The sequence below is a fragment of the Pantoea sp. X-Soil-ISGK-285 genome (assembly GCF_059730815.1).
Map to the genome: position 1 here is coordinate 270,691 of NZ_AP035939.1, position 23,031 is coordinate 293,721.

Consider the following 23,031-nt stretch of genomic DNA (forward strand, 5'->3'; position numbering starts at 1 on the left):
TTTACACAGGAATGATGGATATAAATTGAGCACAATCAATACAGCACGAGACATTAGTCATTTAAAGAATATAAGCCGGGCTATGTCCCGTCTGATAAAGCTTTAGGGCATTTTCGCTATGTGAACTGGATTATTAACCCGCCCCTGACGCAGCGATGGCTTCTAGTCCGGCAATGGCTGTGTATTCCTCCCATTTGTTGCCGCTGGCCTGTCCGGCGGCTGCTTCAGCTCTCTACAGAGTCAGCATCCTTAACAAAGCAGTGGCTGCTTAATCTGTTCGAAAGTCATCTGCCGAGCGCACCGGATGCAACCTGGCAACTTTATGCTTCATTCTGGCAGATGGCTGCGCATCACGAAGCCTATGCCGCGCTGACAGAACAAATGACGGCAGCGTGGCAGGCGCTGGTGGAGGAGATAATTCGTGACGGCGTCACAGATGGAACGCTGCGTTGTGCCGATATACCGCGTACCGCCCGGCAAATCAGTGCGATGCTTAACGGCTATGCCGATTTGCTGACCATCAATCCGTCGGAGAAAAAGGCAAGCGAAGGGATGGCTGACTTAACGCAGTTTATTGATCATCTCCTGTCGTAACGTGGATCTGACGCGTTATAAAGGCTTTAACAACGCCAGATTTTAATTAAATGTTAATAAAAGGTTTATTATTTTAATTAGTCTGCGCTTTTAACCCGCTATAAATGCAGCTTCTTCAGTCAAACTGACTTATGCTTTTTCCATCTGAAAAGGCCCCTTTTTGATAGCGTTTTGCCCCGGAAACAGCTATTTACACAGATTATTATCATTGACTTAGCACGCTCCGCGCCGGGTAAGCTGGTGTTTTTACGCCACTTATTAACAACGGACTAGCGAAGCGGCAATAATGTATACGTTCACAAACTCACCAAACGATTGATTCCTATAGCAAAGAATCTGTTATCTGCCGATAAAATTAAACATTGAGTCGGACCTTAAAAACACCTATATTGGCCGCGCTTAAAACACATACCCCAATTTAAATACATTTATTCAACTGCGACGCTACGCCCGTCCCGGTTGTAGGAGAGATATGATGACGGATAAAGTCCGTATTGATAGTTTGAATGCACAGAACTTAAACGCAACCAATGAAACCTATTTAGCCCGTCAGGCTGAATTTGAATCAAACGTTCGAAGTTATCCTCGCAAATTGCCGTTCGCGATTGCGAAAGCACAGGGTGTCTGGATCACAGACGTCGAGAATAATCAGTATCTCGACTGTCTTGCAGGTGCCGGAACGCTGGCATTGGGTCATAACCATCCAGACGTTCTGCAGAGCATTCAAAATGTCATTACCAGCGGCTTGCCGTTACATACTCTTGATTTAACCACGCCGTTAAAAGATGCGTTCTCTGAGTACCTGCTCTCGTTATTACCGGGCCAGGGCAAAGAGTACTGCCTGCAGTTTACCGGCCCGTCGGGCGCGGATGCCGTTGAAGCGGCGCTGAAACTGGCGAAAAAACACACCGGTCGTTCCGGCATCATCAGCTTCTCTGGTGCGTATCACGGCATGACCCACGGCGCGCTGTCTGTTACCGGCAACCTGTCACCGAAAGAAGCGGTCGACGGCTTGATGCCGGAAGTGCAGTTCATGCCTTATCCGCACCTCTACCGCTGCCCGCTGGGCATTGGCGGTGAAGCGGGCGTGAAAGCGCTGACCTACTACTTCGAAAACCTGATCAACGACGTTGAGAGCGGCGTTCGCAAACCGGCAGCCGTCATTCTGGAAGCGGTTCAGGGCGAAGGCGGTGTTAACCCGGCTCCGGCTGAGTGGCTGCAGCGCATCCGTAAAGTGACCAAAGAGCATGGCATTCTGCTGATCATCGACGAAGTGCAGGCGGGCATTGCCCGTACCGGTAAATTCTTCGCCTTTGAGCACGCCGGTATTGAGCCGGACATCATCGTGATGTCAAAAGCGGTCGGCGGCGGTCTGCCACTGGCGGTACTGGGCATTAAGAAAGAGTTCGACGCCTGGTCTCCTGGCCACCACACCGGCACCTTCCGTGGCAACCAGCTCGCAATGGCGACCGGCCTGACTACGCTGAAACTGCTGAAAGATAACAACATCGCTGACAAAGTCGCTGCACAGGGCGAATGGCTGAAAGGCAAACTGGGCGAGCTGCAGCAGCGCTACCCGGTAATCGGCAACGTGCGTGGTCTGGGTCTGATGATCGGCATTGAGCTGGTGAAACCTGACGAAGCCGCTGATCACATGGGCAGCTTCCCGGCAGACGGCGAGCTCTCCGCGCTGGTACAGAAAAAATGTTTTGAGAACGGCCTGATTCTGGAGCGTGGCGGACGTCACGGCAGCGTATTACGTCTGCTGCCTTCCCTGCTGATCACAGATGCAGAACTGGACGTGTTTATGGATAAATTTGAAAACGCCCTGCTGTCAGCTGGCGTGAAACCAGTTTGAGTGGAGTGAATGCAATGTCCCGGTTAAACCCGATTCTGGCGGCCTCAGCACAAAGTACCGAGGCCTACCAGCAGGCGATTGCCCAGAGTAGCGCGGCCGTCGTGAAGTGGCTGGAACAACCTGAGATGTATCAGGGAAAAACCGTCGCAGAGCTGCGCGAGCGCATTAAGCTGGACTTCAATCCTCAGGGCCTGGGCAACCAGGCAGCTATTGAACGCGCCATTGAGTACTTCCTCAAAGACAGCCTGTCGGTTCATCACCCGCAGTGTGTGGCGCATCTGCACTGCCCGAGCCTGGTTATCAGCCAGGCGGCGGAAGTGCTGATTAACGCTACCAACCAGAGTATGGATTCGTGGGACCAGGCACCTTCAGCCACCCTGATTGAGATGAAGCTGATTGAGTGGCTGCGTACCCAGGTCGGTTATCAGCCCGGCGACGCGGGTGTCTTCACCAGCGGCGGCACCCAGAGCAACCTGATGGGTCTGATGCTGGCGCGTGACGCCTGGTTTGCCCGCCAGGGTCATTCTGTTCAGCAGGATGGTTTAACCGGCGATCTGAAGAAGATTAAAGTCTTCTGTTCAGAGAATGCGCACTTCTCGGTTCAGAAGAACATGGCGCTGCTGGGTCTGGGCTATCAATCCGTGACGCAGGTGAAATGCGATCGCTTTGCCCGCATGGATATGGATGACCTGCGCCACAAGCTGGCAGCCTCCAAAGCCAACGGTGAAAACATTCTGGCGATTGTTGCCACGGCGGGTACTACCGATGCCGGTGCGATCGATCCCCTGCGCGAAATCGCGGCGCTGGCGGCCGAAGAGAACATCTGGGTGCACGTCGATGCGGCCTGGGGCGGCGCGCTGCTGCTCTCAGAAAAGTATCGTGACTATCTGGATGGCATTGAGCTGGTCGATTCCATTACCCTGGACTTCCACAAGCAGTTCTTCCAGACCATCAGCTGTGGTGCTTTCCTGCTGAAGGAAGCGCGCCACTATGAGCTGATGCGCTACCAGGCGGCCTATCTGAACTCTGAGTTTGATGAAGCGCAGGGTGTGCCGAATCTGGTATCCAAATCCCTTCAGACCACCCGCCGTTTTGATGCACTGAAACTGTGGATGGGTCTGGAAGCGCTGGGTCAGAAACAGTATGCCGAAATCATCGATCACGGTGTGACACTGGCACAGCAGGTTGCACAGTACGTTGATGAGCAGCCTGCGCTGGAGCTGGTGATGAAACCGCAGCTGGCCAGCGTGCTGTTCCGCTATCGTCCGGCGCATCTGGCGCACCTCAGCAGTGCGGATATTGCGTTGCTGAATCAGCGTATCGGTGATGCCCTGCTTGAATCGGGCCGCGCCAACGTTGGTGTGACCGAGTTCGATGGCGTGACCTGCCTGAAGATGACCCTGCTGAATCCGACAGTGACGCTGGAAGATATCAAAGTGTTGCTGACATTGGTGGAAACCACGGCACAGCAGCTGGTGTAAATAGTGGCGTCAGGGTCACTATCAGAGGCGCCTCAGGGCGCCTTTTCTTTTTCTGTGTTTATCCCTTTCATTCATCGGTGAGGCCACAGCGCCTGTGCGCTGGTTTGCCGGACACCTCCGCCTCTGCCCCTTTTGTGTAGCCCCTAGCCGATCTTGTATTGACTTACCCATTCAGCACAAAAATCCAGATACGCGAGTGTGATGGCTGAAGGATGTTTGTGCCGGACATAGACCAGATGTAAAGGCATCGAGTGAGTCGGATAATCGGACAACAACCGCACCAGCTTCCCGCTCTCCACATCAGGTTTCACTAAAAAATCAAACAACAGCGATACTCCGGCACCGCTCAGTGCGTAATGGCGCAGGCCCTGCGTGTTGTTCGAGGAAAAAAACGGCTCAAATTTTACCTTCTCGTCTCCGGATACCCACTCAAAGGAACCACTGTTAAGCCCTTCCCAGCTGGCTATCGGACACGTCGCCAGCGCCGCCAGCGTCTGCGGATGTCCAAAGCGTTCAGCCAGTTCAGGCGTGGCAACAAACCATGCCTCGACATTCATAACCGGTTTGGCAATCACATCTTCGGTATGCAACTCGCCCAGCCTGAGTGCCACGTCAATGCCATCTTCAAACAGATCCACCACTCTTTCCCCTGAGTGGCAAAACACTTTGATATCAGGATAGCGTTGCTGAAACGCATGCAGCAATTCCCACCAGATGGTGAAGTCAGGCGGCACCGATATTCGCAGCTTGCCCGCCAGTTTGTGCGCAGACCTGACCGTTTTGGTGGCCTCTTCCAGCAATTCAAGGCCAGGTCGCGATTGCTCAAAGAACTGTTGTCCTTTATAGGTCGGCCTGACCCCTTTCTTTGATCGCTCCAGCAACTGTACACCCAGTGCCCGCTCCAGCTCGTTCACTTTCCGCACCAGCGTAGAGATGGGGATAGCTGTTCTCTCGCTTGCCGCTGAAAAGCTGCCTGCCTGAACGACTGCAATAAAGAGTTTTGTCGCGTTGAGATCCATTATCTTTCCATATCTGGCAAACATGTACCCAATTCTGACCATTTACTTCTTATTTTCAACTATTAAACTCCCTGTTTTGGCTAAGAGAATAAAAATAAAACGGCCTGTAAAAAAATTCTTATTTTAACGAATAAGTCTGGCTACACCGTATCCGGATAAGGAAAAAGCGATGAAAAACCGTGTGACAGAAATTCTGAATATTCGCTATCCCATTATTCAGGCACCCATGTACTTTCTGACCAATGCAACGTTTGTTGCCGCAGTATCAAACGCAGGCGGATTAGGCATAATTGGCCCCAACGCCGGGCAGGATACATTGCCAGACTCTCGTTTCATGGCGCTGGAGCGCATGCGTGAGCAAATCAGAAAAACCAAACAGCTGACCGATAAACCTTTTGGGGCAACCCTGATCAATGGGCCGGATATGAGTTTCTGGCGGCCCACCGCTGAAATGTTTGTTGAAGAGAAGGTAGATGTCGTTTTAGTTAATGAAGTGCTTGATGCCGAAATATTCGATTTTCTGAAACAACATCGCATCAAAATCCTTTATCGTGCGCTGACGCCTGACGTAGCGAATTCTCAGCAGGCTGAAAAGCTTGGCGCCGATATCATTGTCGCCACCGGATTTGATGAAGGCGGCACCGTGCCATCACGCATTATCGGAACGTTCAGCATCGTGCCTATGATCGCTGACAGTGTGAAAATTCCGGTGCTGGCGGCAGGCGGCATTGGGGATGTGCGTGGCGTGCGTGCAGCCATGGCGTTAGGTGCAGAAGGCGTCTGGATAGGCAGCCTGTTTTTAACCGCGCAGGAGAACCCGGCGGATGAGAAGGTTAAGCAGCTGATTGTTTCATCGAGCGCAGAAGATTTGCTACTTTTCCGCACCCTGCCCGCTTATTACCGGACATTGCCAACACCGCTCAGCCCCAGGCTGGCAGAACTTGATGCGCACGGCGCTGACCGTGAAACCCTGTTCACTGCAATGAATGGCTACCACTCTTTATGGCAGGCGATGCGACTGGGCAATCTTGACAAAGGTGTTGTTTCGACAGGCACCGGCATCTCGATGATCAAATCGGTGCGAACCGTTGCAGCCATCGTCGCCGATCTGGCACAAGATTTCATCACTCAGCCGGAGAAACAGAAATCTGACGACACCGTTCTCAGTCTGTAATCTGTTTAAAGTTAGTGATGTGACCGCCACCAGCGGGATCCGGTTGTCGGATGAGTCCCGACCGGGTCCAGCGTGCTGCCCGCAGTGTTCAACTGTGGGCCGTTATTCAGCTTTTCCTCTTCACAGCCTGAAGCCATACAGGTTCAACCCTTTTCAGTCAAACAGACACAAGATAAATTAACAGCTTTTATTCCCTCATTTAGATTTCGTTTATTTTATAATTTGCATGACGCCTTTATTTCAGCAGAGTCTGGAAAACCGCATCGCGATCAATATATAAAGATTTTACTTCAGCCATAATTAATCAACACTCACGTTAAGTCACTGATAAAAGTGAATAACATATTACAGATAAGAATAGTTTAATTTCACAGGAATTAACGCTTATGCTCCTGCGTAAAATAGTTATCATTCTTCTCGGTATGATTATGGCTGCTGTCATCATTATTGCCGACAACCATGCTCATAAAGTTAATTGCCGTGATCAGGTTTTCAGTTTGCCATCATCGCAAAGTGAATGACCTTGTCTGAATCCTTCTCTCCAGCATCCTCTTAGGCTTCAGACCTGTTGGCGGTGTTGATGACGCGAGAAGGTCAGTGACGTTGATCCGGCTGAATCGCTTACGGAATAAAACCCTGTTACATCGGCCTGAACAGAGCGGCACGTTACGCCAGTGATATTACAGCTGCATTTCTGATAAGCAGGCTTGTTTGTTGCCCTTCCCGGCAGACCTGCCAAAGAAGGCTGCATGGCACTTCAGCAGCCTGAATTTCCCGCTCAGCTCGCTTACCGACACTTAGCGCGACGGTGGCTCATCCAGTAGCCGCAGATGATCATCTTTGTTCAGGGTCATCAACGCAACAATACTGACCAGCGCAGTCGCCATCACATACCAGGCGGGGATATCGGGATTACCGGTCTGTTTAATCAACCCGGTGATGATCAATCCGGCACAGCCAGAAAACACGGCGTTAGAAAGCGAATAGGCCAGACCCAGTCCGGTATAACGCACCCGCGTCGGGAACATCTCTGCCAGCATTGCAGGCCCCGGTCCGGCCAGCAACCCGACTACTCCGCCCGCGATAAACACCACCAGCGCTTTCAGCAGCAGCCCGGTGCTCTCTGCCTGAAGTATGTTAAGCAGCGGCAGAGAGAGCACCAGCAGCAATACCGCCGCCGTCACCATCACCGCACGGCGGCCAATCCTGTCACTCAGCATGCCGGCCGGGATGATGGTGGCAGCAAAGCCCAGGTTCGATATCACCGCAATCAGCAACGCCTGGTTAAAACCGGTGTGCAGCGATGCCTGCAGGTACGTCGGCATAATCACCAGCCAGGTGTAACCGGCCGCCGACCAGACCATCAGCCGACAGATACCGAGCAGGATCGTTTTCAGCGTATCGCCAAGGCTGGCGTCAACTTTTACAACGGGTTTTGCCTGCTGCTGAATAAACGCCGGGGTCTCCTCCATCTGAACCCGCAGCCAGAGCGCGATGACACCCAGCGGCAGGGCAATGAAGAACGGGATGCGCCAGCCCCAGCTCAGCATCTGCTCCGGCGACAGCAGCAGTGAGAGCAGCGCTACGATGCCCGCGCCAGCCAGTAATCCCAGCGCCACAGTAAAAGATTGCCACGCCCCATAAAGGCCCCGCTTACCGCGCGGTGCAAACTCGGTCATCAACGATACCGCCCCGCCATACTCACCCCCCGCGAACAGGCCCTGCAGAATACGCAGACCGGTCACGATCAGCGGCGCCAGGATGCCCAGATGGGCATAGGTGGGCACCAGGCCGATAGCCGCCGTCGCCAGCGTCATCATGATTAACACAAAAATCAGCGTGGGTTTGCGCCCGATGCGATCACCCATCCGGCCGAAAATGATTGCTCCGAGTGGACGGAAGAAAAAGGCGATGGCAAATGACGCATAGGTCAGCAGAAGCCCGGTCAGCGCTGACTCCCCTTCCAGCCGGAAAAAGTTCTGCGCTATCACGGTGGCAAGAAAGCCATAGACGGCAAACTCATACCATTCAATGAAATTACCTACCGAACCGGCAATCAGAGCACGTTTACGGCTGGCGGAGCTGAGCAGATTATCGACGGGCACAGACATGGCAGGGGATCCTTTTTGAGCATCATCAGTCGCTTATGATTAGCACAATCGCCGCACGCCTGCGCACTCTTCTGCCTGTCACGTTAACTCAGACACATAAATCTGCGCTTAACGCGCCACGGCATGCCCTTTTTCACCTTCACGCCTTGCACAACGGCTTTACGATTGTCAGGATGTGCGGCATTGAATGAATCAGGCGGATAGATGATGAACGCACAAACCTCAAAAGATCCTCTGCATGGCGTAACGCTGGAGATGCAGATAAACAGTTTAGTCGCGCAGTATGGCTGGGCGGAGCTGGGAAAACGGATCAACATTAACTGCTTTAAAAGCGATCCGAGTGTTAAATCAAGCCTGAAGTTTTTGCGGCGCACGCCCTGGGCGCGGGCTGAAGTCGAAGCGCTTTATCTCGCCTCGTTAAAAGAGAAACCGGCCTCCCGCGAAGCACCGTCTGAAGAGGCGGATCAAGCACCCGCAGAAGATCCCTGGGGCAACTGGCGCGGTAACCAGCCGGAGTAACGGGCAGACAACGCGGCAATAAAAAAGCCCGCGCAGGATAACCTGTGCGGGCTTTTTTTACGTCAGGTCGCTGTTACAGCGCCATGTCGTGCTTCGCTGAAGGCGCTGCCTGCTCAGGCTGTGCTGCTGGCGCCTCGGCTGCTTTGCCATCCATGTTGATAACCGGCGGTGTGGTCAGCTGCAGAGTCGCAGCGGTGTCATTCCATACCTGCTGGAGCATCGGCACGTTGTCATTCAGTTTCTGACCGTAGCCTGGGATCATCTTGTGGATTTTTGCCTGCCATTCCGCTGACTTAAACTCTTCCGGGAACAGTTTCTGCATCACGCTTAACGCGATAGGCGCAGCGGTCGATGCACCAGGAGAAGCACCCAGCAGTGCCGCCACGGTTTTCTGCTGATCGGTCACAATTTCTGTACCCAGTTTCAGCACGCCACCTTTGTCAGCATCTTTCTTGATGATCTGTACGCGCTGACCGGCCTGAATCAGTTTCCAGTCCTCTTTCTTCGCGTCCGGGTAGTACTCTTTCAGCGCTTCGAAGCGATCTTCTTCTGTCAGCATCACCTGGCCAACCAGGTATTTCACCAGGTCGAAGTTATCCATACCCACGTCGGTCATTGGCACGATGTTATGAGTAGTGGTGGTGCTCAGCAGGTCAAACAGTGAACCATTTTTCAGGAACTTGGTTGAGAAGGTCGCGAACGGTCCAAACAGCACGACGCGTTTGCCATCCAGATAACGGGTATCCAGATGCGGAACGGACATCGGTGGTGCACCGGTAGACGCCTGACCGTAGACTTTCGCCAGGTGACGATCGGCAATCGCCTTGTTTTCGGTTACCAGGAATGAACCGCCGACCGGGAAGCCTGCATAGTTTTCCGCTTCCGGAATGCCGGTTTTCTGCAGTAATTTCAGCGCGCCGCCGCCAGCACCAATAAAGACATATTTCGCGTCAACTGCACGCTCGTTGCCGTTTTTGGCATCTTTAATGGTGACGTGCCACGAGTTATCACCGTTACGTTTGAAATCGGTGACTTCAGACGAGGTTTCCAGACGGAAGTTGTCATTCTTCTTCAGGCTGCCGATTAGCTGACGGGTAATTTCACCGTAGTTTACGTCGGTGCCAACTGGCGTCCAGGTTGCGGCCACTTTCTGCTGGGGATCACGACCTTCCATCACCAGCGGTGCCCACTGCTCGATCTGCTTGTGATCGGTAGAGAACTTCATGCCCTGGAACAGCGCGGTTTTCTGTAACGCCGCATAGCGTTTAGTCAGGAAGTCGACGTTGTCGCCCCAGACGAAGCTCATGTGTGGCGTTGAGTTGATGAAAGAGCGCGGATCGTGCATCACACCCTCTTTGACCTGCGAACTCCAGAACTGGCGTGAAACCATGAAGGCTTCGTTGATTTCCAGCGCTTTCGTCACGTCGATCGAGCCGTCTTTACGCTCAGGCGTATAGTTCAGCTCCATATTGGCAGAGTGACCGGTACCGGCGTTGTTCCAGCCGTTAGAGGATTCCAGTGCCACACCATCCAGCTTCTCAACCATGATCTGTTTCCACCCAGGCTGCAGCTCTTCCAGCATGGTGCCCATTGAGGCGCTCATGATGCCACCACCAATTAACAGGACGTCGGTTTTTTCTGGTGAAGTTTCAGCATGCAGTGCTGAAGAAACTAACAAGGCCGCGAGGGAAAGAGTGGGGATAACTTTCTTTGAATTCATCATTTTAATCTACAGCTCAGACGGTACTGGTTAAAAAAAGTCCTTAAAGTTTAAAATAATGTTATTTGTGAGTTAATGTGAAAATAGTTATAAAATTAAAAATAGCAATTTAGCCTTAATTTAATTACAAAAGGCTTACCGAATTGCTCACATATTTTAACCACACATTAAGGGTGTCCTTTGAATTATACAATCCCCTAACACAAATATTGTTCTCCGGCGATTGCCCGCGCGCAGACCGCTAAAACTGTACTGATGCGGTCAGTTAGCGTATGTTTCCGGGCGATCTCCCACCCGTGCTGAACGCCAATGACAAGCCAACCACAGAACCGACATGCCGTGACTAAACGACCCATGAAACTCAGTACCCTGACCACCCTGATGATGACCGCGGTTATCGTCACCGTGCTGCTCGCTGTCCATCTGCTCTATTTTGTGCAGATCGATAACTTTGCTCAGTCGCATCTTAAAGATAAGGCGATGGCAGTGGCACGCACTCTGGCAGACAGCCCTGAAGTGCAGCGTGGGTTACTGTTACCGGACGGCAGCAGCCAGATTCAGCCACTGGCTGAAGCCGCGCGCAAACGCAACGGCCTGCTGTTTGTGGTGGTGACGGATATGCGTGGCATTCGCTTTTCACACCCGAACGCGGCGGTGATTGGCAAACATTTTGTCGGCAACGATATCTATCCGGCCCTCAGCGGGCGGGAAAATGTGGCGGTAAATCACGGCGTGCTGGTAGAGGCACTGCGGGTATTTACCCCGGTCTATAACGCAGAGCATCAGCAGATTGGCGTGGTGGCGATCGGCATCGCACTAAATGATGTGGCGGCGCAGATTGCCAAAAGCCGCTGGAACATCGTCTGGACTGTCTTATTTGGCGGCCTGGTGGGTCTGCTGGGGATTCTTATTCTGGTCAGACGCCTGAAGAGCATATTGCTCGGGCTGGAGCCGCATGAAATCTCCAGCCTGTTCGAGCAGCGTCAGGCGATCCTCAATTCTATTAAGGAGGGTGTGATTGCGGTAGATGATGAGTCACGCGTCAGCCTGATTAACCACGCGGCACAGCAGCTACTGCATGAGACCACCCGCAAGATGCCATTAAGCGGCGATCTGATTGCTGAAGAGAGCGTAATGCACCGCCATCAGCAGGATGCGCTGCATGCGGGCAAAGCCTGGCACGATCAGGAGCTGACGCTGGGTAATCGCATCCTGATCAGCAATACCGTGCCGGTTCGCAGTCGTGACCGCATTATCGGCGCGGTAACCACCTTCAGGGACAAGACCGAGATCAGCCAGCTGATGCAGCGTCTGGACGGCATGGTAAACTATGTAGACGCGTTACGTGAACGGTCCCATGAGTTCATGAACAAGCTGCATGTCATTCTGGGTCTGCTGCATATGAAAAACTATGCGCAGATGGAAGAGTACATCCTGAAAACCGCCAACGCCTATCAGACGGAGATTGGTTCGCTGCTGCAAAAGATCAAATCGCCCATCATTGCGGGTTTCCTGCTCAGCAAAATCAACCGGGTGACCGATGAAGGCCATCAGCTGATTATCGATGAGGCGAGTTTTCTGCCCGACTGCGGCAGCGAGGAGCAGAGCGCGGTACTGATTACGGTGCTGGGCAATTTAATTGAAAATGCGCTTGAGGCGCTGGACCCGGAAACCGAAGGGGAGATCCACCTCATGCTGCATTATCAGAATGGCTGGTTAGCCTGTGAAGTGAGTGATGACGGACCCGGGATCGACGGTACGCAGCTCAGCGCCATTTTTGAGCGTGGCGTCTCGTCAAAAGGCGAAGATCGCGGTGTCGGATTGTTTCTGGTTAAGCAGCAGACCGAAAGCCTGGGCGGCAGTGTCAGTGTCGAGTCGGAACCGGGTGTATTCACCCAATTCTTAGTACAACTTCCGTGGGAGAGAGGAATGATTACCCAATGATCAATGTGTTAGTTGTCGATGATGACGCCATGGTAGCCGAGCTGAATCGCTGTTATATCGGGCAGATCCCAGGCTTTACCTGCTGCGGCACCGCCTCAACCTTACAGCAGGCCAAAGAGCGGCTGGCGCAGGCCGAACCTCAGGTTGATCTGATCCTGCTGGATATCTATATGCAGCAGGAGAACGGTCTCGACCTGTTGCCGGAACTGCGCAGCGCAGGACGTCCGGTTGACGTGATTATTATCTCGTCAGCAGCAGATGCCGCCACCATCAAAACCTCACTCAACTACGGTGTGGTGGATTATCTGATCAAGCCTTTCCAGTTTGCCCGCTTTGAAGAGGCGCTGACTGGCTGGCGACAGAAAAAATCGCTGATGGATAATCATCAGTTCTATCAGCAGTCGGACGTTGATCAGTTGTTGCATGGCAATCCGCCGGGGGCCAGCGAGCAGAAGCGACTGCCGAAAGGATTAACACCGCAGACGCTGCGCACCCTGTGTCTGTGGATCGACGCCCATCCGGGTACTGAGTTCTCCACCGACGAACTGGCAACCGAGGTGAATATCTCCCGCGTCTCCTGCCGCAAGTACCTGATCTGGCTGGCGCAGATTAATATCCTGTTCACCAGCATTCATTATGGGGTTACGGGCCGTCCGGTTTATCGCTATCGCCTGCAGCCGGAGTATCACACCTTACTCAAACAATATTGTCAGTGAACCAGCCGGTAATCGGTGTCCAGTAACTGAAAAGAAAAGTGACGTTGTGACGAGCAGATCACCTGCCTGTCACGGGTCACAAATATCGCTTCAATGCCCGGTTGCTCTGCCAGGCAGGCAATGCCCTGTTCAACGCCGAGGCCGTAAAGCAGTGTGGTGTAGATGTCGCCATCCAGTGAACGGTCAGAGATCACGGTGACGCTCAGCAGGTCGTTATCCAGCGGATAACCGCTACGCGGGTCGAGGATATGGTGATAACAGACGCCATCCAGCTCGAAATAACGCTCATAGATACCGGATGTCACCACCGAGCGATTATTCACGCCGATCACCCCGATCAGCTCATCGGCCTCACCAAACGGTTTTTTCAGGCCGATTGCCCAGCCCGCCTCTTCTGGCGGCGCCCCCACCGTCTGCACATTTCCACCCAGATTAATCAGCGCACTGCTGACCTGCTGCTGGCGCAAAAAAGCCTGCACAACATCGGCGATATAGCCTTTGGCGATGGCGCCCAGGTCGATCTCCATCCCCGGCCGGGCCAGCATGACACTGCGGCTTGCGTCATCAAGAATAACGTCATGCGGATTCGTCAGCGCCATGCGCGCCTGAAGTTCTGTCTCTGATGGAACACGGTGGCCCTGAAAGCCGATTTTCCAGCACTTCACCAGCGGGCCAATAGCCAGATTAAACAGGCTGTCGGGCAGCAGGCTCACCGCATGCGCGCAGGCGATCAGGTCAAACACCGGCTGACTCACGACCACCGGATGCTGCCCTGCCGCGTGATTAATCGCCATCACCTCAGACGCCGCGCGGTTAACCGTGAAGAGATTCTCCTGCTGTTTAATCAGGCGGAAGACCTGTCCGGCCAGGGTCTGATTATCGTCGAAGAGTTTGAGCAGGATGGGTGAACCCATTAAGACAGCGGAGTAAGCATAGACACGCGCATCAGTTAACATAGGCGACTCTGCTTTAAAGAGAAAAGAACGGCATCCGCAGAGCGCGGATGCCGGAGACGACCCTTAACGTCGGGCGTAAGCGGCGGCGTTACCACCGGCCAGAATGCCGAAGATAATGATATCGGCGACTGCGTTACCGCCGATACGGTTAGCACCGTGGATGCCACCAACGACCTCGCCACAGGCCCAGGCGCCGTTAATCACCTGTTTCTGGCTGTCCAGCACCGCAGTGGTGGTGTCGATGGTGACGCCGCCCATGGTGTGGTGTACGCCCGGTGCAACACGAATCGCGTAGAACGGTGCTTCACTCAGAGGATGACGCAGCGCGGTCTGACGACCGAAGTCTTCATCTTTCTGCATGATAACGAAGTTGTTGTAACGGGCCAGCGTGGCTTCCAGCGTATGATGCTCACTCATGTTGAGTTTCACCGCCAGTTCTGCCACGGTTGGCGCGCTGACCACAAAGCCTTTGGCGATATATTCGTCAGCCGCTTTGTTATTCATCCGCACCTGCTCGTCAAACACAATCCAGGCACTCTTCTCTGGCAAGGCGATAATCTGCGCCGAGACTTTATCGCGGGTTTCCATTTCGTTGTAGAAGCGCTCACCCGCCTGACTGACCAGGATAGCACCGCCGCCACGAATGGATTCGGAGACCAGATAAGAGGTGGTCTGTTCAACCGTTGGGTGAATCTGGATTTCGCCCATATCCACGGTACCGGCACCAATTTTTTCCAGCATGGCAATACCGCTGCCGGTGGCGCCTTTGTGGTTGGTGGTGACAAAGCCATCGAGTTCAGGGCGATATTTCACTACCAGTTCACGGTTCGCACTGAATCCGCCAGTCGCCACAATCACGCTTTTCGCGTTCAGGATACGGCTGTCGTTGTACTCATCGACCACTCTCACACCCGCTACCGCACCGTTCTCATAAAGGATTTCTGAGACTGAGGTTTCCAGCAGGACTTCGATGTTGCGGCTGTTGATGTTTTTAACCAGACCGCTGATCAGGAAGCCACCCACCGCTGAACGATCCGCCGGACGGTGGGTACGATCGATGCTCATCCCGCCGGTAATGGTGATGTCGTTAAGCTCAATGCCGTGATTCGCCAGCCACTCGATAGCCTCCGGCGCCAGCTCTACAAACTCACGTAGCAGCACCGGATTATTTTTAAACTGACCGCCTTTCAGCGTCTCCTCGTAGAACAGCTCTTTGCTGTCTTCGATGCCTTTGAGTTTCTGGAAACGGGTTTCCGCGGCGTTCATGCCCACTGAGGCTTTAATGGTGTTACCGCCGATGGTCGGCATCTTCTCGATGATGACCACGCGCGCACCTTCATCGTGCGCCTGAATCGCCGCCGCAAGACCGGCGCCGCCGCTGCCCACAATCACCACATCGTAATTCTGCGGTGCGTTAGGGTTGCCGCCCTCTTCAATCACATGCTCTTTGCTGGAGGTGGTCAGCGCGCGTGAAACCGCTTTTTTTAGCGCCTCACTCTGGGTAGTCGCCCCGGTAATCGCATCGACGTGTGGGCTGTTGGCCACCAGGATGCGGCTACGCAGGCTTTCAAAGGTGGTGGTGAAGTCCACATCCAGGGTGTCATCCGGCACCAGCGAGATGTCAGTGATACGGTCAGTATCCAGCGTAACGTTGATTTTCAGTTTCAGCGCTTCGGCTTCGACTTTTTCCTGATAGACGCCCGCTTTGTATTTACGGCCCGATTCACTCATGTCGCGGATCATCGCATCGACCAGGGAGAAGCGCCACAGCGGTTCCGGGATCTGCAGCTCTTCGCGTTTGTTGCTGTCGATGTAGAGATCGAGGTGTTCGTTATTAATGATGCGGTCAGCCCAGTTCGGGTAAGCGATGCAGGCTTTACCAATCGCCACCAGATCGTAGCCTTTCTCCAGCGCCAGCTCGGCATCGGCTTTATTGACGACGCCGCCCATACCAATCACCGGCACTTTTGCCAGCACAGGCGAACGCATCGCGACGAATTTCTCAATCAGCGGCGTCGGGTCCTGGGTATCGACAATGGACGGACGCAGCAGCTGACCTACCGAGAAATGGACGTAATCGAGTCCACGCGCCGCCAGTTTTTCCAGCAGATAGAGCGTGTCGTCAAAGCGAATGCCGGGCACTTCGATCTCTTCCGGCGAGAAGCGATAGCCGATGATGAAAGAGTTATGGGCGAAGCGCTCAGCCATCTTGTGGGTGATTTCCAGCACTTCCAGCGGGAAGCGTGCGCGGTTATCGCGGCTGCCGCCCCACTTGTCATCGCGCTGGTTAGAGTTCGGCGAATAGAACTGCTGAATCAGGTAGGTGTTAGCACCATGAATTTCGACGCCATCGAAACCGGCCTTGATAGCGCGGTTCACCGCATCACCAAATTTGGTGATCATGGTTTCGACTTCTTCGGCGCTCAGCGCCAGGGGTTTGGTTGCCCCTTCACGCGGTGCCGCGATGGCGCTTGGCGCAACCGGCGTTTTGCCACCAATCAGCTCCGGTTCCACCATACGGCCGCCGTGATAGATCTGCAAAATGGCCGTAGAGCCTTCAGATTTAATCGCGTCCGCAATGCGTTTCAGACCAGGGATTTTGTTGTCGCTGTCGATAGCAATGGCACCCGGAAATGCCGGGCCACGGTTGTCAATGAAGCAGCATTCAACGATCACGGTTCCGATGCTGCCTGCACGTGCGCGATAGTACTCGACCAGCTCACTGGTGACCGTACCGTCATAAAAGCCGGTACAGGTGGTCATCGGTGCCATTACCAGTCGGTTTTTCAACACAGCGCCATTAGGCAGGGTCAGTGGATTAAGGATAGGGGTGAGAGATTTCATTGCGATAAACTCCAAGATTTAAAAGTCTGGAAATTTTTTAGCGGACGCAAATTATCGCTTAATTAAGTGGTCCGATGTCATGAGACTAATATACCCTTTTCTTTGCTTTCATAAGCGATAAATTTACTTTTTTAACTTTTAAATGATTTAGAGTTTTTATTTGCCGAATGCATAAAGTGAAGTTATATTAATTGTTAACCATGGGTAACCAAAAATCAACCATTCGTCTACATAAAAAATAAATCGTTTATCATCATGCAGTTAAAGCAGGGCATTCAGTTTGCGTGAGCTGGTGATTTGTCGACCAGCTTCACAGAACTGTCAAAATGTCGATGCCGTAAATATAAATAAAAAATAAATGTTAAAAATGGGGAATAATGAATTAATTTCTTTGTTCTGGATCAAAATCTATATTTGCAAAAATCGCATCATATTTACATGGATTTAAAAATGCAGCTCAATAGCTAAGCAGTCGATTAAAAAATCAGTGCATCGCGGTTTATTCACACTATTAAGAATAAGAAAGAAAGTCATCAGTGAAGGTCCGGGGCGCAAATCGCATTCTTCTTAACTTGCAGATAAAATACTATGAAACCACTCTCAGCTGTAACTGAACCCCCAAAAGTCGCACCTGCGGCGCCGGGTAAAAAGAAAGCTATCATGCTTGCTCTGCCGGTGCTCGTTGCCGTGTTGCTGTTGCTGGTGCCCACACCAGCCGGACTCGAACCCTACGCCTGGCACTTCTTCGCCATCTTCGTCGGCGTGATTGTCGGATTGATCTTTGAACCCCTGCCAGGCGCGGTGATCGGCCTGACCGGCGTGGTAGTCATCGCGCTGTTCAGCCAGTTTCTGCTCTTCAGCCCGGCTGAACTGGCTAACCCGAAATTCAAAGTCGCCAGTGAGTCGTTCAAATGGGCGGTCAGTGGGTTCGGCAACTCCACGGTCTGGCTGATCTTCGGTGCCTTTATGTTCGCCGCGGGTTATGACAAAACGCAGTTTGGTCGCCGCCTGGCCCTGATTCTGGTGAAGTATCTGGGTCGCCGCAGTCTGACACTGGGTTATGCTATTACCTTTGCTGATCTGCTTCTTGCGCCCTTTACGCCGTCAAACACCGCGCGCAGTGGCGGTACCATCTACCCGATTATCGCCAACCTGCCGCCGCTTTACGGCTCTAAACCTAACGACCCGAGCGCCCGAAAAATCGGTTCCTATCTGATGTGGGTAGCGATTACCGCGGCCTGTATTACCAGTTCCATGTTCCTCTCTGCGCTGGCACCTAACCTGCTGGCACTGGCACTGGTAAAAAGCATCGTCGGTTTTGATATCTCATGGGGCATGTGGTTCCTGGCCTTCCTGCCGCTGGGTGTGCTGCTGATTCTGACCATGCCGCTGCTGGCTTACTGGTTCTATCCACCTGAAGTTAAAATCAATGATGAAGTGCCGAAATGGGCCATCGCTGAACTGGAAAAACTGGGCAGACTGACCCGCAATGAAATCCTGCTGCTGGTGTTTGTAGTCTGTGCACTGCTGATGTGGATTTTCGCCACCTCGTGGATCGAACCTGCCATGGCGGCGCTGCTGGTGGTCGTTCTGATGTTGTGGACCGGCGTACTGACCTGGAATGACATCACCAGTAATAAACCGGCCTGGAACACCTTTGCCTGGTTCGCCACCCTGGTGGCACTGGCCGATGGTCTGGCCCGCGTCGGCTTTATTACCTGGTTAGGTAAAGAGGGTGGCATGCTGCTGCAGGGTTATGACCCGCAGGTTTCGGCCGTGGTGCTGTTAATCGCCTTCTTCCTGCTGCACTACCTGTTTGCCAGTACCACCGCACACACCACCGCGCTGTTACCGGCCATGCTGACCATTGCAGCCTCCATTCCGGGCATCAATATGCCGGTCTTCTGCCTGATGTTATGTACCTCTCTGGGTGTGATGGGCATCATCACGCCATACGGCACCGGCCCAAGCCCGATTTACTACGGCAGCGGTTATCTGCCTACCAAAGACTACTGGCGTCTGGGAACCATCTTCGGTGCCATCTTCTTAGGCTCCATGATGCTGATTGCCTATCCGTGGATGGTGTGGTTGTTCTGACGGATACAACATGCAGATCAACGCGTTATAAGATACCATTCCTGCACTTCCCCACCGCACCCGCGGTGGGGAAGCATAATAAACAATTAATTCGCCTATGATGTTGCGCCCCGCAGCCTGTCCGCGGAGGTTCAGCCGGTCATTAAGTGAGAAAAAATGTCGAACAAGCCTTTTGTCTATCAGAACCCTTTCCCGCTGTCCCACGAAGATACCGAATACTATCTGCTGAGTCGTGAGCATGTCTCCGTCTCCGAGTTTGAGGGTCAGGAGATCCTTAAAGTCGATCCGCAGGCACTGACGTTACTGAGCCAGCAGGCGTTTCACGACGCCTCTTTTATGCTGCGTCCGGCCCACCAGCAGCAGGTCGCCTCCATCCTTGATGACCCGGAAGCCAGCGACAATGATAAATATGTCGCCCTGCAGTTTTTAAGAAACTCTGAAATTGCCGCCAAAGGCGTGCTGCCAACCTGTCAGGATACCGGCACCGCGATCATCATGGGCAAAAAGGGCCAGCGCGTCTGGACCGGCGGCGGTGATGAAGCTGCGCTGTCACAGGGTATCTACAACACCTATATCGAAGATAACCTGCGCTATTCGCAGAATGCCGCCCTGGATATGTATAAAGAGGTGAATACCGGCACTAACCTGCCAGCGCAAATCGACCTCTACAGCGTGGATGGCGATGAGTACAAGTTCCTCTGTATCGCCAAAGGTGGCGGTTCCGCCAATAAAACCTATCTCTATCAGGAAACCAAAGCGCTGCTGAGTCCGGGCAAGCTGAAAAATTACCTGGTAGATAAGATGCGTACCCTCGGCACCGCGGCCTGTCCGCCCTACCATATTGCGTTTGTCATTGGCGGCACCTCGGCAGAAAGCACACTGAAAACCGTGAAGCTCGCCTCAACTCACTATTACGACGGGCTGCCCACTGAAGGCAACGAGCACGGTCAGGCGTTCCGCGACGTTCAGCTGGAGCAGGAACTGCTGGAAGCGGCGCAGCAGCTCGGTCTGGGTGCGCAGTTTGGCGGCAAATATTTTGCACACGATATCCGCGTGGTGCGTCTGCCACGTCACGGCGCCTCCTGCCCGATCGGCATGGGCGTCTCCTGCTCGGCTGACCGTAACATCAAAGCGAAGATTAACCGTGAAGGTATCTGGATTGAGAAACTGGAAGCCAACCCAGGCCGCCTGATCCCGGAAGCACTGCGTCAGCAGGGCGAAGGTGAAGCGTTGCAGGTTGATCTCAACCGCCCAATGGAAGAGATTCTGGCGCAACTGTCCGCTTATCCGGTTTCAACCCGCCTGTCACTGACCGGCACTATTATCGTGGCGCGCGATATTGCACATGCAAAACTCAAAGAGCGCATCGATAACGGCGAAGGATTACCACAGTACATCAAAGATCATCCGGTCTATTACGCTGGCCCGGCGAAGACGCCTGAAGGTTATGCTTCTGGTTCACTCGGCCCGACCACTGCCGGTCGTATGGATTCCTACGTGGATCTGCTTCAGGCGCACGGCGGAAGTAAGATCATGCTGGCCAAGGGCAATCGCAGCCAGCAGGTGACGGATGCCTGTCATAAACATGGCGGCTTCTATCTCGGCAGCATTGGTGGACCGGCAGCGGTGCTGGCGCAGCAGAGCATCAAAAGTCTGGAATGCGTGGAGTATCCCGAGCTGGGTATGGAAGCGATCTGGAAAATCGAGGTGGAGAACTTCCCAGCCTTTATCCTGGTCGATGACAAAGGTAACGACTTCTTCCAGCACATTGAGCGCGCGCACTGCGCGAAATGCGTTAAGTAACGAATAAGACCTTTAATCGAACTGCCTCCGAAAGGCAGGACGCAGGAGATTTTAAAAATTTCCCCGGCTAATCAGTTTAAGGTTGGTCGGGGAACTCAACATAAATTCGCAACTCTTTTATCTGACAACTTTTCCCGGGATGGCTACCCCCCTTCAGAACTCACGGGAAAGTGTCAAATATCCGTTGAATCGGACAGAGCACTCATCGTTATTTAGTATGCTGGAGACAATATATACATTTTTTGCGCCTTTCACATTGGTATAGGTGTATTTAACCGTCAGGTTCATTGCGCCGTTACTGTGGTAAATATCGAAGTAATCTTTGAGCAAGAGACCTTTACCTGTTTTAGCGTCTTTCTGCGCAAACTGATGCGCTAACGCATCGGAAACGAGGGAAAGATTTAGCACTTCAACTGTTGTTTTATCTCGCTCAATCCCATTAACACCTTCTTTGGTTATAGCAGATAAGAGCATCTCCTCCGCATAATGACCCCGAGCGGCGCATTCACTGCCAGGTGTATCTGCTGTGTAACCAGCGAACGGTAACAGGGCCAGGGCCAGACTCAGCACATAATGATTAATCACCGCACCACCTCCAGAATTGCGCCGTAATCTTTACTAACCAGTAAGCGTGTTGATGGTCCCATAATTATGCAGCCAGCAGAGGCAAAACCTCTGATGCCGTGGCGTTTGTCTCCGTGCATCCTGAATGTACCCATATCACGCTCATAAGCGTTGACGCTGAGCGGAACCAGAGTAATTGTGAGCGGGCCTTTGCTGGTTCCGGCACTGCCGATTCTCCAGGTTCCTCGCGGGATTGGACCCATACCACGAACCTGCTCGCGGTCAGGATTATTTTTGTTTGTAAGAATACCAGAGTAGCCTGTTTCAATTAACTTGCCATCGCGATATAACTCACCCGTACTTTGTTTATAAATCCATTTAGCCATTGTGATTTCCTTATGCTGTTTTCTGCTCTTCCAGGCTATCGGTGTGTTTAATATTGCCGTCTGTATAATGCCAGTCTATTTGTTCATAACGCAGCCCGACATGCTCTACGTGACCGTGCCTTTCAAAATCCGGGTCTTTGGTATCGAACATAACCGTCACGACGTGACAAACCTTCACATTCTCGAGTTTCGTTACGAAATACTCCTCTTCCTGACCGTTGTAATTGATGCGGTAAAAGCTGAACACCGCTTTTGCTAGCGTTTCCCCTGTTGTTAGCGCTTTATACAATTGCGGCGATGCGCTATCAATAGTTTTTTCAAAAGTATAAGCCTCATGTTGCCGCGTGCCTGTCACTGCACCTGTTGTGTCGTCCGTTGGAATAAATAAATTATGCTGCATCCCAGTTACCTCAATGCTTCCTTCGCGTTCAGTGACATCGACAGAGCCTTTTATTAACTTCCCTTCTTCATCGTAAAGCCACAGATATACTGGTATAGCCATTTAACACACTCCTTTGTCATATGAAGAGTGATAGTATCCTCCGCCTGCACTCCCATTATGAAATGCTGAATGATATTTAATTAATGGCAATCAATAAAAACGCATATATTTCTCCCTTTTCGGTCTGCTCACGCATCCTATCTTTGCCCTCAGGACACCCTCTTTTACTGTAATCTGAACTTAACCGGGCTGAAGCTATTGAGACGCAGGCTGATGCGTTCAGAGTTATAGTGGGGATCCCAGTGTCTATGACCTTTCTCTGCACAACTAATTCTATCTGACTCCTCCAGAATGAAGTCCTGGGATTGAAGCGTGACGAAAAATCTTTTAGCTATCGCGTTATTAAAGCAGTTTCACTTACCCTAAGGACTCTGCACCACATCTGCTGCCCGAAGCTTTTAATGATAATTTGTGATCTGGATCTGCAACCGCAGATTGATATGAAGCACGGGTGAATCAGCCGCTGATAGCCGCGTAAATGCCTTGACTGACATTTATTAACTCGCGCCGTGGCGGGATTTTCTGAACGACATTCGGACATGACTTCAGTACTGAAGGGGTAAATTATCGGAGAGAGTTAACGCTTTTCGCCGCAAACATAAAATACAGCTACCTCATTGCCCTCTTTTGATTAACGCTGCCACCGGTGCAGTCACGCTGTAAAATGCCTATGACCGGCCATTTTCATGAGCGATATTTTCAGACGGGATAACTACATGGCGTATCATCGGCGTTCAGCCTTC

At 52.6% G+C, this 23,031-nt stretch carries 18 protein-coding genes; 10 read left to right on the forward strand and 8 right to left on the reverse strand.

Annotated elements, in window-relative coordinates:
- Positions 1-120: 120 nt before the first annotated feature.
- The 3 genes from AC6I8B_RS20560 to AC6I8B_RS20570 all read left to right on the forward strand — a co-directional run bounded on the left by AC6I8B_RS20560 (position 121) and on the right by AC6I8B_RS20570 (position 3,933).
- The gene (locus AC6I8B_RS20560) at positions 121-594 is read left to right on the forward strand and encodes a TetR family transcriptional regulator C-terminal domain-containing protein (protein WP_332837870.1); all 474 of its coding nucleotides are present in this window, start codon (positions 121-123) and stop codon (positions 592-594) included.
- 472 nt (positions 595-1,066) lie between these two features.
- Positions 1,067-2,452 carry a diaminobutyrate--2-oxoglutarate transaminase gene (locus tag AC6I8B_RS20565; protein ID WP_022624771.1) on the forward strand — a complete coding sequence of 462 codons (1,386 nt, stop codon included), beginning with the start codon at positions 1,067-1,069 and terminating at the stop codon, positions 2,450-2,452.
- Between the two features lie 14 nt (positions 2,453-2,466).
- Positions 2,467-3,933, forward strand: coding sequence for a pyridoxal phosphate-dependent decarboxylase family protein (locus AC6I8B_RS20570; RefSeq protein ID WP_472954850.1), 1,467 nt, complete (start codon positions 2,467-2,469; stop codon positions 3,931-3,933).
- A 143-nt stretch (positions 3,934-4,076) separates the two neighbouring features.
- On the opposite strand, the gene AC6I8B_RS20575 is transcribed toward AC6I8B_RS20570, so the two are convergent.
- Positions 4,077-4,952 (reverse strand): LysR family transcriptional regulator, encoded by an 876-nt coding sequence (locus tag AC6I8B_RS20575; RefSeq protein WP_124890558.1) that lies wholly within the window; start codon positions 4,950-4,952, stop codon positions 4,077-4,079.
- A 169-nt stretch (positions 4,953-5,121) separates the two neighbouring features.
- Here AC6I8B_RS20575 and AC6I8B_RS20580 point away from each other — a divergent pair, with 169 nt between their 5' ends.
- Together AC6I8B_RS20580 and AC6I8B_RS20585 are read left to right on the forward strand one after the other, a co-directional pair.
- Positions 5,122-6,126, forward strand: a complete 1,005-nt coding sequence (locus AC6I8B_RS20580) for an NAD(P)H-dependent flavin oxidoreductase (RefSeq protein WP_052271585.1) — start codon at positions 5,122-5,124, stop codon at positions 6,124-6,126.
- A 386-nt stretch (positions 6,127-6,512) separates the two neighbouring features.
- Entirely contained in the window at positions 6,513-6,647 is a 135-nt protein-coding gene (locus tag AC6I8B_RS20585; protein WP_254920067.1) for a hypothetical protein, read from the forward strand.
- A gap of 276 nt (positions 6,648-6,923) precedes the next feature.
- On the opposite strand, the gene AC6I8B_RS20590 is transcribed toward AC6I8B_RS20585, so the two are convergent.
- Complete coding sequence (locus AC6I8B_RS20590; protein WP_060679110.1) at positions 6,924-8,237, reverse strand: MFS transporter; 1,314 nt, start codon at positions 8,235-8,237, stop codon at positions 6,924-6,926.
- Between the two features lie 207 nt (positions 8,238-8,444).
- Between AC6I8B_RS20590 and AC6I8B_RS20595 the strand changes: the two genes are divergently transcribed.
- The gene (locus AC6I8B_RS20595) at positions 8,445-8,756 is read left to right on the forward strand and encodes a VF530 family protein (RefSeq protein WP_033761066.1); all 312 of its coding nucleotides are present in this window, start codon (positions 8,445-8,447) and stop codon (positions 8,754-8,756) included.
- A 73-nt stretch (positions 8,757-8,829) separates the two neighbouring features.
- Here AC6I8B_RS20595 and mqo read toward each other — a convergent pair whose 3' ends face one another.
- A complete protein-coding gene (mqo, locus tag AC6I8B_RS20600) occupies positions 8,830-10,479 on the reverse strand; it encodes a malate dehydrogenase (quinone) (RefSeq protein WP_033760335.1) in 1,650 nt (549 codons plus the stop codon).
- Between the two features lie 306 nt (positions 10,480-10,785).
- On the opposite strand from mqo, the gene AC6I8B_RS20605 reads away from it, so the two are divergent.
- Complete coding sequence (locus tag AC6I8B_RS20605; protein WP_029519181.1) at positions 10,786-12,420, forward strand: sensor histidine kinase; 1,635 nt, start codon at positions 10,786-10,788, stop codon at positions 12,418-12,420.
- Entirely contained in the window at positions 12,417-13,136 is a 720-nt protein-coding gene (gene dcuR, locus AC6I8B_RS20610; RefSeq protein ID WP_009093030.1) for a two-component system response regulator DcuR, read from the forward strand. The genes AC6I8B_RS20605 and dcuR overlap by 4 nt, the downstream gene beginning before the upstream one ends.
- Here the strand turns inward: dcuR and AC6I8B_RS20615 are convergent.
- A complete protein-coding gene (locus tag AC6I8B_RS20615; RefSeq protein ID WP_033786960.1) occupies positions 13,130-14,092 on the reverse strand; it encodes an FAD:protein FMN transferase in 963 nt (320 codons plus the stop codon). The two genes, dcuR and AC6I8B_RS20615, sit on opposite strands and share 7 nt — an antisense overlap.
- A 63-nt stretch (positions 14,093-14,155) precedes the next feature.
- The gene (locus tag AC6I8B_RS20620; protein WP_497817744.1) at positions 14,156-16,936 is read right to left on the reverse strand and encodes a flavocytochrome c; all 2,781 of its coding nucleotides are present in this window, start codon (positions 16,934-16,936) and stop codon (positions 14,156-14,158) included.
- 588 nt (positions 16,937-17,524) lie between these two features.
- Between AC6I8B_RS20620 and AC6I8B_RS20625 the strand changes: the two genes are divergently transcribed.
- Together AC6I8B_RS20625 and fumA are read left to right on the forward strand one after the other, a co-directional pair.
- Positions 17,525-19,033, forward strand: a complete 1,509-nt coding sequence (locus AC6I8B_RS20625) for an anion permease (RefSeq protein WP_010247273.1) — start codon at positions 17,525-17,527, stop codon at positions 19,031-19,033.
- Positions 19,034-19,189: 156 nt separating this feature from the next.
- A complete protein-coding gene (gene fumA / locus AC6I8B_RS20630; RefSeq protein WP_022624760.1) occupies positions 19,190-20,836 on the forward strand; it encodes a class I fumarate hydratase FumA in 1,647 nt (548 codons plus the stop codon).
- A gap of 153 nt (positions 20,837-20,989) precedes the next feature.
- Here the strand turns inward: fumA and AC6I8B_RS20635 are convergent, their stop codons facing one another.
- From AC6I8B_RS20635 to AC6I8B_RS20645, 3 genes are read right to left on the reverse strand one after another with little or no spacing between them, the layout of a single operon-like run.
- The gene (locus AC6I8B_RS20635; RefSeq protein ID WP_338401711.1) at positions 20,990-21,421 is read right to left on the reverse strand and encodes a Shiga toxin A subunit; all 432 of its coding nucleotides are present in this window, start codon (positions 21,419-21,421) and stop codon (positions 20,990-20,992) included.
- Complete coding sequence (locus AC6I8B_RS20640; RefSeq protein ID WP_045140134.1) at positions 21,418-21,786, reverse strand: DUF2778 domain-containing protein; 369 nt, start codon at positions 21,784-21,786, stop codon at positions 21,418-21,420. The genes AC6I8B_RS20635 and AC6I8B_RS20640 overlap by 4 nt, the downstream gene beginning before the upstream one ends.
- Before the next feature lie 10 nt (positions 21,787-21,796).
- Positions 21,797-22,288 (reverse strand): Hcp family type VI secretion system effector, encoded by a 492-nt coding sequence (locus AC6I8B_RS20645; RefSeq protein ID WP_064690754.1) that lies wholly within the window; start codon positions 22,286-22,288, stop codon positions 21,797-21,799.
- Positions 22,289-23,031: the final 743 nt, after the last annotated feature.

What these genes read in the sequence shown, in the direction of transcription:
- mqo (WP_033760335.1), bottom strand. Translation starts at nt 10,479, where the DNA reads ATGATGAATTCAAAGAAAGTTATCCCCACTCTTTCCCTCGCGGCCTTG.
- dcuR (WP_009093030.1), top strand. Translation starts at nt 12,417, where the DNA reads ATGATCAATGTGTTAGTTGTCGATGATGACGCCATGGTAGCCGAGCTG.
- AC6I8B_RS20645 (WP_064690754.1), bottom strand. Translation starts at nt 22,288, where the DNA reads ATGGCTATACCAGTATATCTGTGGCTTTACGATGAAGAAGGGAAGTTA.
- AC6I8B_RS20590 (WP_060679110.1), bottom strand. Translation starts at nt 8,237, where the DNA reads ATGTCTGTGCCCGTCGATAATCTGCTCAGCTCCGCCAGCCGTAAACGT.
- AC6I8B_RS20570 (WP_472954850.1), top strand. Translation starts at nt 2,467, where the DNA reads ATGTCCCGGTTAAACCCGATTCTGGCGGCCTCAGCACAAAGTACCGAG.
- AC6I8B_RS20620 (WP_497817744.1), bottom strand. Translation starts at nt 16,936, where the DNA reads ATGAAATCTCTCACCCCTATCCTTAATCCACTGACCCTGCCTAATGGC.
- AC6I8B_RS20580 (WP_052271585.1), top strand. Translation starts at nt 5,122, where the DNA reads ATGAAAAACCGTGTGACAGAAATTCTGAATATTCGCTATCCCATTATT.
- AC6I8B_RS20640 (WP_045140134.1), bottom strand. Translation starts at nt 21,786, where the DNA reads ATGGCTAAATGGATTTATAAACAAAGTACGGGTGAGTTATATCGCGAT.
- fumA (WP_022624760.1), top strand. Translation starts at nt 19,190, where the DNA reads ATGTCGAACAAGCCTTTTGTCTATCAGAACCCTTTCCCGCTGTCCCAC.
- AC6I8B_RS20625 (WP_010247273.1), top strand. Translation starts at nt 17,525, where the DNA reads ATGAAACCACTCTCAGCTGTAACTGAACCCCCAAAAGTCGCACCTGCG.
- AC6I8B_RS20585 (WP_254920067.1), top strand. Translation starts at nt 6,513, where the DNA reads ATGCTCCTGCGTAAAATAGTTATCATTCTTCTCGGTATGATTATGGCT.
- AC6I8B_RS20595 (WP_033761066.1), top strand. Translation starts at nt 8,445, where the DNA reads ATGAACGCACAAACCTCAAAAGATCCTCTGCATGGCGTAACGCTGGAG.
- AC6I8B_RS20575 (WP_124890558.1), bottom strand. Translation starts at nt 4,952, where the DNA reads ATGGATCTCAACGCGACAAAACTCTTTATTGCAGTCGTTCAGGCAGGC.
- AC6I8B_RS20615 (WP_033786960.1), bottom strand. Translation starts at nt 14,092, where the DNA reads ATGTTAACTGATGCGCGTGTCTATGCTTACTCCGCTGTCTTAATGGGT.
- AC6I8B_RS20605 (WP_029519181.1), top strand. Translation starts at nt 10,786, where the DNA reads ATGACAAGCCAACCACAGAACCGACATGCCGTGACTAAACGACCCATG.
- AC6I8B_RS20565 (WP_022624771.1), top strand. Translation starts at nt 1,067, where the DNA reads ATGATGACGGATAAAGTCCGTATTGATAGTTTGAATGCACAGAACTTA.